The sequence below is a fragment of the Capnocytophaga sp. oral taxon 324 str. F0483 genome, from assembly GCF_000318315.2.
Classification (GTDB): domain Bacteria; phylum Bacteroidota; class Bacteroidia; order Flavobacteriales; family Flavobacteriaceae; genus Capnocytophaga; species Capnocytophaga ochracea.
The window spans coordinates 53,241-63,430 of sequence record NZ_KB291535.1 but is presented as its reverse complement, the minus strand read 5'-3'; the positions used below and the strand labels follow the sequence as shown (position 1 = coordinate 63,430).

General features: G+C 39.2%; 8 protein-coding genes. 1 reads left to right on the top strand and 7 read right to left on the bottom strand.

The annotated features are described in order from the left end of the window. Nucleotides 1-426: 426 nt before the first annotated feature. Together HMPREF9072_RS10615 and HMPREF9072_RS10610 are read right to left on the bottom strand one after the other, a co-directional pair. A complete protein-coding gene (locus tag HMPREF9072_RS10615; RefSeq protein WP_009411720.1) occupies nt 427-1,089 on the bottom strand; it encodes an RNA methyltransferase in 663 nt (220 codons plus the stop codon). Beyond that, nucleotides 1,086-1,595 carry a GNAT family N-acetyltransferase gene (locus HMPREF9072_RS10610; protein ID WP_009411719.1) on the bottom strand — a complete coding sequence of 170 codons (510 nt, stop codon included), beginning with the start codon at nt 1,593-1,595 and terminating at the stop codon, nt 1,086-1,088. The genes HMPREF9072_RS10615 and HMPREF9072_RS10610 overlap by 4 nt, the downstream gene beginning before the upstream one ends. A gap of 99 nt (nt 1,596-1,694) precedes the next feature. Between HMPREF9072_RS10610 and HMPREF9072_RS10605 the strand changes: the two genes are divergently transcribed. Further along, nucleotides 1,695-2,432 carry an ABC transporter ATP-binding protein gene (locus tag HMPREF9072_RS10605; protein WP_009411718.1) on the top strand — a complete coding sequence of 246 codons (738 nt, stop codon included), beginning with the start codon at nt 1,695-1,697 and terminating at the stop codon, nt 2,430-2,432. 48 nt (nt 2,433-2,480) lie between these two features. Here the strand turns inward: HMPREF9072_RS10605 and HMPREF9072_RS10600 are convergent, their stop codons facing one another. The 5 genes from HMPREF9072_RS10600 to HMPREF9072_RS10580 all read right to left on the bottom strand — a co-directional run bounded on the left by HMPREF9072_RS10600 (nt 2,481) and on the right by HMPREF9072_RS10580 (nt 9,942). Then, nucleotides 2,481-3,794, bottom strand: coding sequence for a leucine-rich repeat domain-containing protein (locus HMPREF9072_RS10600; protein WP_009411717.1), 1,314 nt, complete (start codon nt 3,792-3,794; stop codon nt 2,481-2,483). Between the two features lie 99 nt (nt 3,795-3,893). Further along, nucleotides 3,894-5,693 carry a long-chain fatty acid--CoA ligase gene (locus HMPREF9072_RS10595; protein ID WP_009411716.1) on the bottom strand — a complete coding sequence of 600 codons (1,800 nt, stop codon included), beginning with the start codon at nt 5,691-5,693 and terminating at the stop codon, nt 3,894-3,896. Nucleotides 5,694-5,839: 146 nt separating this feature from the next. After that, nucleotides 5,840-6,517 (bottom strand): PAS domain-containing protein, encoded by a 678-nt coding sequence (locus HMPREF9072_RS10590; protein ID WP_009411715.1) that lies wholly within the window; start codon nt 6,515-6,517, stop codon nt 5,840-5,842. Nucleotides 6,518-6,562: 45 nt separating this feature from the next. Next, on the bottom strand, nt 6,563-7,249 hold the full coding sequence (locus tag HMPREF9072_RS10585; protein WP_009411714.1) for a PAS domain-containing protein: 687 nt from the start codon (nt 7,247-7,249) through the stop codon (nt 6,563-6,565). Nucleotides 7,250-7,470: 221 nt separating this feature from the next. Beyond that, the gene (locus HMPREF9072_RS10580; protein ID WP_009411713.1) at nt 7,471-9,942 is read right to left on the bottom strand and encodes a DUF2339 domain-containing protein; all 2,472 of its coding nucleotides are present in this window, start codon (nt 9,940-9,942) and stop codon (nt 7,471-7,473) included. Between the last annotated feature and the right edge of the window lie 248 nt (nt 9,943-10,190).

Genomic DNA, 10,190 nt, shown 5'->3' with positions numbered 1-10,190 from the left:
TTAGAAAATTAGCAAATTTGAAAATTAGAAAATGGGAAGCGTAGTTAATGATTAATGATTAATGGTTAATGGTGAAATTGGGAGAGGATTATACAAAACTTATAGGATAATCGAACGATGAGTGGCTCTACAGTGGCTCTACAGTGGCTCTACAGTGGCTCTACAACGAACAAAAGACGAAGGAATGATGAACAAAAGACGAACCTACGATGAAGGTAAGGCGAATCTAAGATAGAGATAGAAAGAAGGTTATTAGTGGAGTTCAACTTTGGCAATGTTTGAAACTTTGGCAAAGTTCATACAAAAGACGGTGCAAGCCACACGGGCAGTCGTAGCAGGGCAGGCAAGTAGGAAAAGAATGAACAAAGAAATGATGAAGATTTCTTGTAGTTAATGCGAAGATAGGAGGAAGTTTATTGAAGGTTTTTATTTTTGAGCGGTGAGTTCTTCGTAGCGTTTTAGCACATCTTTTACGTTGCGAATGGATTTCTTTGTCCAATTGATAAGAGTGCTGAGGCGTTCTTCGTCGGTGAGTTGCCAAGCTACTTGGCTACGGCGGAGTTTATCAGTAAGCTGTTGCAAAACAATGGCTACCGCTACCGAGATATTCAAACTTTCGGTAAAACCTACCATTGGAATTTTTAAATATGTATCAGCTTGTGAGAGTACTTGCTCAGAGAGTCCTTCTTTTTCTGTACCAAAGAAGAAAGCACTCTTTTTACTAATATCGAAGTCGTTGAGGAAATAAGCGTCTTTGTGTGGGGTTGTTGCCACAATTTGGTAACCTTGGGCACGGAGGGTATCGATACAACTTTGGGTATCGTTATAGCGGAAGACGTCTACCCATTTTTGAGCACCCATTGCTATTTTGGCATCGATGCGTTTGCCAAATCGTCCTTCTATGCTGTGTGCTTGTTGTACGCCAAAGACTTCGCAAGTGCGCACTACGGCACTGGTGTTATGCATTTGGAATACATCTTCCATCGCTACCGTAAAGTGATTGGTACGCACGCTTATTACCTGTAAAAAACGTTCCTTGCGTTCTTCGGTAATAAAATGTTCTAAATAGGTGAGTAATTCTTGATTCATAGTTTTTTCTCAAAGGCTTTGCGGGGAGTACCTCTGAAAGTAACTTCACCGCAGTACTTATAGCCTAATTTTTCGAATAGGTGTAACATCGGGGCATTATCGAAATTAGTATCGGCTCGCAAAGAAGGAATGCCTTTATTGTGAGCTATTTCTTCTATCTTTTGAAGAAGAAACTTTGCTAAGCCACGCCCCAAATAGTCAGGCGAAATTGCTACGCGATGAAATACCATAAAGTCGGCATTGGTAAGCCATTTGCCCTTGATAGCCTCATAAGCAGGTTCGTTGTTGATGAGGAGAGCAACATAGCCTAATATTTCGTTGCCTTCTGTGAGTACATAGCCATATTGATGGGCGATATCGTTAGCTATAACCTCTTCATTAGGGTAGCCGTCTTGCCACTGGTTACTGCCATCGGCTTTGCGACGCTCAATAGCAACAGATAGGATTGCCCAAATAGCAGGAGTATCCTGAGGCATTGCTATTCTAAGCGTTACATTTTCGTTCATTGTGTTACTTGTTACCTATTAAAACCCTGCAAATGTACAAAAAACTTTGCTAATTGCAATATTTTGACTAACTTGCCCCGCTTTTTAGCTTTTGAGAATATGAGTACACCCCCCAATGCCATTGAGGTAACCCACCTCAGCAAACAATATAAAGAAGCCACTAGCCTTGCCTTAAACGATGTGTCGTTTAAGGTGAGAAGAGGAGAAATTTATGGTATTTTAGGGCCTAATGGAGCGGGAAAAACTACCTTGATGTCTATTCTTTTTGGGAGTATCAAACCTACGATGGGGAGTTTTTCTATTGTAGGACTTACTTATAAAGATACAAGCCTTAGGTATAAAATAGGGGTGGTTCCGCAAGAATACGCTTTGTATCCTACGCTTACCGCTCGCGAAAACTTGCATTATTTCGGTAGCCTGTATGGACTCAAAGGCAAACAACTAAAAGCACTCACTGACGAAGCTCTTGAACGAGTAGCCTTAGCCTCAGTTGCCAATAAGAAGATTGCTCATTTTTCGGGAGGAATGAAACGCCGTATCAACTTGGTGGCGGGTATATTGCACAGCCCTGAGGTGCTTTTCTTAGACGAACCTACAGTGGGGGTGGATGTGCAATCCAAAAATATTATTATCGATTATTTAAAGGAATTGAACAGAGGAGGAATGTCGATACTTTACACCTCCCATCATTTACAAGAGGCACAGGATTTTTGTGACCGTGTAGGTATTTTAAACGAAGGACAATTGCTAAAAGAAGACACACCTCAAAACCTTATTACCGAAGTGCAAGCATTTAATTTGGAAGAAGCGTTTATTCAGGTAACAGGTAAAAGATAAAAGGTAATAAAAAAAGCTACCGAATTGGTAGCTTTTTTTGTTTATATCTTATTTGATAAAATCTTTGTATTGAGGGTTTAATGTTTTATATTCCTCTACTTTCCCGGAAGGGACATAAATGTTGCGCAATAGTGTTTGATTAAATGCCATAGTGCCTATACTAAAAGCATTAGGGTTACGTATGATTACGGTATGCAAATTATCACACTTTCCAAAGGCATTATTTACTATATTGTTTACTGTTTCAGGAAGTATAACACTTGTAAGTCTATTACAACCTGTGAAAGCTCTTGCTTCAATAGTAGTAACGCTCGAAGGAATATCTACATTTTGTAGATGAGTACAATTAGCAAAGGTTTGCGTTTTTATTTTTGTAATCTCTCTTCTTATATTCTCATTCGATACTTCTACACTTGTCAATTTAGTACATAGATAGAAAGCCTTAGCCCCTATATCTTTTACTTTATCCCCAATGACAAAAGTTCTCAACTGGTATGTGAGTTTATTTATTTCTGCGTTAAAAGCATTGTCAGCTATGATTTCTACATCTTTTAGCTTAGGGTCAGTGTTCATATCAATAAAAAGTGTTTTATCATTTTTCCATTTTAGCAATATTTTTCCGTCAGTGCTAAGTTCATAGTCTGTGTCACTCATTTGTTGAGCGGTAAGAGAAATACCGGTAGAAGGCCAACCTGTATTGGTTTTAGGTCCATAGAATATTTTAGCTTCAGTATCGATATAGTAATCACCTTCTATTCCTTGACTCACGGGTTTGCCTTGTCCTGAATATATTTTAGAGCCATCTTTACCAGGAAGTCCTTGTGCTCCTGTAGCACCTGTTTCTCCTTTGTCTCCTTTGTCTCCTTGAGCTTTTATATGAGTATCTTGATTCCCTATAAACCAATTACCATTGTCTCCTATATGAGGCGTAAGACCGTTTTGACCATTAGTGCCATTAGTACCATCAGTACCCTTTTCTCCTTGGGCTTTAATATGAGTATTCGTTTCACCTATATACCAAAAGCCATTCTTTATTTGAGGTACAGAGGCATCTTTCCCGTCTTGACCGTTAGTACCATTCGCACCATCGGCTCCCGCATCACCTTTTAAGCCTTTTAAAGAAATAGGAGTTCCCCAGCCTTTTGCTGTTTTAGCTCCATAAAGATTGGCTGTAGATAGGTCGAGATAATAATCGCCTATCGTTCCTTGAGAAGCATCAGGCACGCCTATTCCTGAGAGGATTAAGTTGCCACGCTCACCGCGTTCTCCTTTAATTTCTACACGTTCTGTGTCGGTTTTGGTACATTGTACAAACACAAGACCAAGGCAACTTAATATTGCCATAAATAAGAATCTTTTCATACAAATTACTCTTCGATTAGCCGATAATATTAAAAATCGGGCGCAAAGATACAAAATAAGAAAATACAACAATGCTTTTACGGATAGTCTCTAATATCTTTATCTGTACATCGCCTCTATTTCACGACTATAATTGGCATAAATCACTTTTCTTCTGAGTTTAAGCGAAGGAGTAATCTCATTACGCTCAATAGTGAAAGCCGAAGGCAGAAGCGTAAACTTCTTAATCTGCTCGTAGTCGGGTAGGTCTTTCTGAAATTTTTGTAGTTGCTTACCTATGTACTCAATCACTTGGCTATGCTTTATCATATCTGCCGTGTTTTTGCACTTAATATTGAGGTCTTTTAGTGCTTGTGAGAGCATCTCATAATTAGGTACAATAAGGGCAGAAACAAATTTCTTACCATCAGCAATCACGGCTATTTGTTCTATAAGGTTATACTTCCCAACCTTGCCTTCAATCATCTGTGGAGCAATGTATTTGCCGTTAGAGGTCTTCATCAGTTCTTTAATGCGCTCGGTGATAAAGAGATTGTTATTCCCGTCCAAATTACCCGCATCTCCCGTGCGTAAATAACCATCAGGAGTAAAAGCTTTGGCGGTTTCTTCTGGGTTCTTGTAGTAACCCTTCATCACCATTCCTCCTTTTACCAATATCTCGTTCTCCTCTCCTATCCGCACTTGTACATTAGGCATTACATTCCCTACCGATTGTGGGTTGATACGATCGTCGCCCCAACAAGATATAGTAGCAGTCGTTTCGGTCATCCCATAACCCAATTTCAGGTTAATTCCTATCGACTGAAAGAAACGTCCGATACTAGGTTCGAGGTTTGCCCCTCCACAAGGCATAAACTTAATGCGTCCACCAAGAGCCTCTTTCAGTTTCTTATACACCATTTTATCAAAAAGGTTATAAGCTTTCTGTAAGACAAACGACGGTTTCTTACCTTGTTCGCGTAATGCCAATACACGTTTACCAGTAGCTATTGCCAAGCGGAAGAGCTTACGCTTTACAAATGACGATGCGTCAGCTCGGTCGTGTACGGTGGCAAATATCTTTTCGTAGAAGCGCGGTACAGCACACATCAAGGTAGGGCGTACCTCAGCAAGGGCTTCGCGCACTAAGTTAGTATCATCTAAGTAATAAACAGTAATTGCTTTGTAAAGGCAGAAGTACGTCCACGCGCGTTCAAATACGTGCGATAGTGGCAAGAAAGCCAATGACGTATCAGTGTTATCTACGGTAGATAAGCGCTCGGTATGTCCTACCATTTGGAAAGCTAAATTCTCATAAGTGAGCATTACTCCCTTGGGCTCACCCGTAGTACCCGAAGTGTAGATAATCGTAAAAAGGTCGTCTAAATTGCGTTCTGCAATGCGCTTGTCTAACTCTGTATCGTACTGCGGACTATTACCGAGTACCAAAAAGTCATTCCAGTGAATGGAATACTGTTTTTCAGTAAGAGGCACTTCGTTATCACATACCACAATCATTTGCAAAGTGGGGCACTGAGAGGCTACTTCAAGAGCTTTGTGGTATTGCTTTTCATCGCCTACAAACAGCACTTTCACCTCAGCGTGATTCATCACGTAGAGGGCTTGTTCAGCGGTGTTTGTAGTATATATGGGTACCGGAATGGCACGTATTTGCAAGCAAGCAAGGTCGGCAAGCGACCATTGTGGGGTGTTCTGTGCAAGAATCCCTACAGTTTCTTGGGGCTGGATACCCAATGAAAGCAGAGATTTAGATAAAAGGGTTGTGGTACTGCCTAAGGTCTCCCACGTAATACCTTTCCAATGAAAAGAAGCGTCTCTTCCCATCAAAGCGTCTTTCTGTGGGTATTGCTGTACATTATTGCGAAACAGCGATACAAAGTGATAGGCTGTTAAGTCCATTTCGTTATTGAATTAATTAGTCGGGGCAAAAGTATAAAATAATTTTCAATTGACAATCCACGCTCAATAAATAACAAATCCTATGCCACAAAAAAGAGGAATAGAGTCTACCTCTATTCCCCTCTTATCTCTCTCTAATATTTTTATTAGTTAAACAAACGCTCGAAGAAGTTCTTGCGCTTTTCATTCTTCGAGTCATCCATTTGGTAAATATCGTCAGATACTGTCACGTTGTTATTATCAACGCCCGATACAGTTTCAGCTGTAAATTTAGTTTGACCCTCTGACATAATACTAATCACAAAGTCAACATAGTCCTTCCCTTGCTTAGCCAAATAGTTTTTAAAGAAACGACTGCTCAATTCTACACCCCCTATCCTCTCCATTTTCAAAAGTGAATCATAGAAAGGTGCCAAATAGTCTTTAATCGCTGCTTCAGGCACCGATCTTCTTCTGCCAATGTAATGTGTAATATTACCCGATGCATCACGACGCATTTCAAAATCAGTAACCACCCAGTAGTATTCTCCTGTTTTAGCTAAGTTCTTAATCACACCCACAAAGTTATTTCCCGCCTTTAAGTTATCCCAAAGAAGCTTAAAAATAAGTTTTGGCATATCGGGGTGGCGTATCAAGTTATGAGGTTGTCCTATGAGTTCTTCAGCAGTGTAGTGTGATACCTCACAAAACACATCATTCACTTTGGTAATAGTACCAATCGCATCTGTTTCACTGATGAGTACTTTGGTCTTATCCCACTGTACTTCACGGTCAATAGGAGTGAGTCTTGCAATTGTAGGTACAGCACTTTTAAATTCTGACATATTATTTTAAATTTTTTAGTTAATCACATAAGTTGCTCTAGATAGTTATTGCACAAACAATCTACCAAAGAAACTCTTGCGTTTCTCGTTTTGAGCCTCATTCATAGTTACAATATCATCTGAAATCACTTGTGTAGTATCTACTGATGATACTTGATTTTCTTCGAAAGACACATTTTCTCTATTTTCATTCATTATATCTATAATGAAATCAATATAATCCTTGCCTTGTTTAGCTAAGTAGTTCTTGAAAAAACGGGTGCTAAGCTCCATTCCTCCTATCTTCTCAAGCTTCAAAAGCGTATCATAAAACGGTGCTACATAGTTGTCTATTACTCCTTTGGGCACCGATCTACGGCGTGCAATGTAGTGTGTGATATTCCCATCCCCATCTCTACGCATTTCAAAATCGGTGATTACCCAATAATACTCCCCTGATTTTGCTAAGTTCTTAATCACCCCAATAAAGTTATTCCCCAATTTAAGGTTATCCCAAAGCAATTTAAAAATCAGTTTAGGCATATCAGGGTGGCGAATGATACTATGTGGTTGCCCTACCATTTCCGCAGCACTATAGCCACAAACATTGCAAAACACATCGTTTACATTGGTAATACGACCATAAATATCAGTTTCACTAATCACTACCAACGATTTATTCCAGTTCACCTCCTTGTCAATAGGAGTAGGACGTTGTACAGTAAGCTTAATGTCTCTATAATCTCTAATCATTACAAAATTAAATTTTGGTTATTATGGCACAAAAGTAATGCTTTTATTTTAATTATATGTATTTTTTTATCAAAAAATTTTCCTTACAACAATCTTCGCCTTTTATTAGTTTGATTTACAGCTTACTATAATAAAACTAACTCCTCTAATCTCTCTCTTCTTATTTGGAAAAATAATACACATTTAGCATTTTTTCTCTCTCTTTTTAATCTTGTATCCTCTTATTTTTGCTCTCCCTCTATTTCTTTGGTATATTTGTTATAGAGGAACGATGCTATCAGTAGCAATACCCCAAGCAGTACAAACACTATAGTCTTATGAAGAGTGTCGAGGTGGGTAGTATCGTAAAAGAATAACTTCAACAGCGTAAAACCTACCAATATAATACCCGATATTCGCTGGTATTTCTTCCTTTTAAAAATACCCAATACTACCAATAAAATAGCATAACCTCCCCATAAAATTGTAAGACCTAATTTATAATTAGCTACCGATTCATATATATCTGTCCAGTGCAGTAATTCACTGCTAGCAACCCACAAAATAACCAGATGCAACAACATTTCCAATACACGCCTTGCTCCTGTTTTAAATTCCAAAAACTTACTGAGGGCATAAATGCTATTGCCTAATACCACCAGCGAGAGCAAACCCACATATCTAATATTTAAAAACCAAAGTGATAACTGCCCTCCTTCCTGCGCTTCTTCCATATAACGTTCACGCAACTCACTGAAATAGTAAAGCCCCAAGGTCATAAATATAGTCAGTAACAAAAAGTTTAAGCCTATTTGTAGTTCTGCCAACAATTTCTTTTTCAGGTACTTCACATTCAGAAAACTATAAGCCGAAATAAACAACACACTGTATATAATATGCCATACTCCTTTAAAAGTGTTCAGGTCTTGATATGCCTCATAATGGTTGTAAATCTCAGGGTCTTGATTTAGAGCCCTCATATCGCAAAACACGCTTATCTCTCTGTAAAAAGTGCAATACAAAATAAGTACCGAAAAAATATTGAACAAAAAGCTCAACACTTTATTAAGCGTCCCTGTCTCTTTGTATTTATCATTGATATAAGCCATTGCTCCTACCGCCACACTATAAAGTAACCCTGTAATAAAGAGCGAGTTAGCAAAAGGCGTGATATACGCACTCGCGTCTTCCATATCAAAGATACTATAAGAGCCTTTCCCCCAATCTATCAGCAAACTGAAAGTAGCCAAAATCACTACTGCGTATGAAATTCGCTCGTACACAGGCATTTTTTTAGTACGTCCAAACCCAAAGAGTAACGTAGCTTCAGCTATCCAGAAGATAGTTATCCACGTTCCTTTAAACTGTATCGGGATTACCAAAGTAGCAAATGAGAGTGCCAACACCAAAACTAAGTATTTCAAAGCCTGAGAAGGCGTCTTTTTGAGGTGAAAATAATAACCCACCAAAAAGTGAAATACAGCGTTAAGCAATGTAAACATCGCCACAAAAGTCCGATTATTAGGATAATAATCCAATATAAGCCAAACACCCATCGCGTAGAACGACAAGCTACTAAACAAGAACAAAAGTACATCTACCGCTTCCAATTCCTGTACCCTGTGTATTTTCTGAGCTATAAAAGCAACATAGAAAGTGAGGAACGTTACCAAATTAAATACAAAGTAAGGTACAAAATCGTCGTACTGATAAGCCGATGCCCACGTCGAGAACAACAATAGCCAAGTGAGGAACAACGCCGAAATGTACAGTGAACGCCATTGCTTATAAAACGAAAGTATCAGCACACCTATATTAATAATTGCTGTATACGCAAATAGGATTTCTACCTGACCCGAGTTATTACTCAAAAGAAAAGGTACCGCATAACCTCCCACAAGCCCTATAATAGCTATCACCACTTGGTTATAGCTCAACGAAGCAAGTACCGTAAAGGCTGTAAAGAGGAACATCAGCACAAAGGCAAGAGATTGCGGGAAATAACCAAAAACAGCATATGCAATAAAGGTGACGAAGTAAAAAATCGTCATTGCTCCACTCACCAAGATAGCACTAAAACTCTCATATTTTTTCTTGAGCATAGCTCCCGTTACAAAAAGCCCTATACCCATTAAGTAACCTAAAACCAAGCGCATTGCAGGGCTGATAAGGTTGTGCTGAATAGAGTATTTCACCCCTATAAACACCCCAATAATAATAATCACTATCCCTATCTTGCTAAACAAATTTTCACCGATAAATCGCTCCCAGTTAGTAGATTGCTTCGGCTCAAACGGATTTCTCACCTTCTTTTTAGGCGCAAACGGATTCGTTTTTGTTGTAAAAGTAATCGGAGGGGTCTCTTGTTTCGGTTGTGAAGTTTCTTGCACCGCTTCAGCAACCGTCGCAACAGGCGTTTGCTTCTCTACAACAGCTGCCGTCATTTCCTCAGCCACAGTATTTATTACGGTTCGTTCTTCAACAGGAGTTACCGTTTCCACAGGGGGAGTCTCTGTTACTGCCTCACGTATACCCTCAGGCACTGCCGTTTCTGCGGGTACCGCCGAAGTTAATACCGAAGTAGCGCGCATTTGGGCTTTCAGTTCCCAAAGCGTTTGCTTTATCTGCTTCATCTCTTTAATGAAGTCGTACTGCCTATCCACAGCACCATCTACCTGAGCCATTAAGGCTTCTAAATCTTTTTCTGATACCATAACTTATAAGTAAAAGCGAAAGCTAATAAGCAATGAAAGCACAAAGGTAACAAAAAAAACTAATTTACCAATACTATTCGTATAACCCTCCCCTACCCCAAACGCCCTTCACCCTAAATTACGAAAGCGCACCCCTACACCTTAGCTTTCGTTTTAATATATCTTTAACATCTCCTAAATGCCTGTTTCTCAACGTTTAATACAGTCGTTGTATACCAATCGTCCAAGATTCGTATAAGCTTCCTATA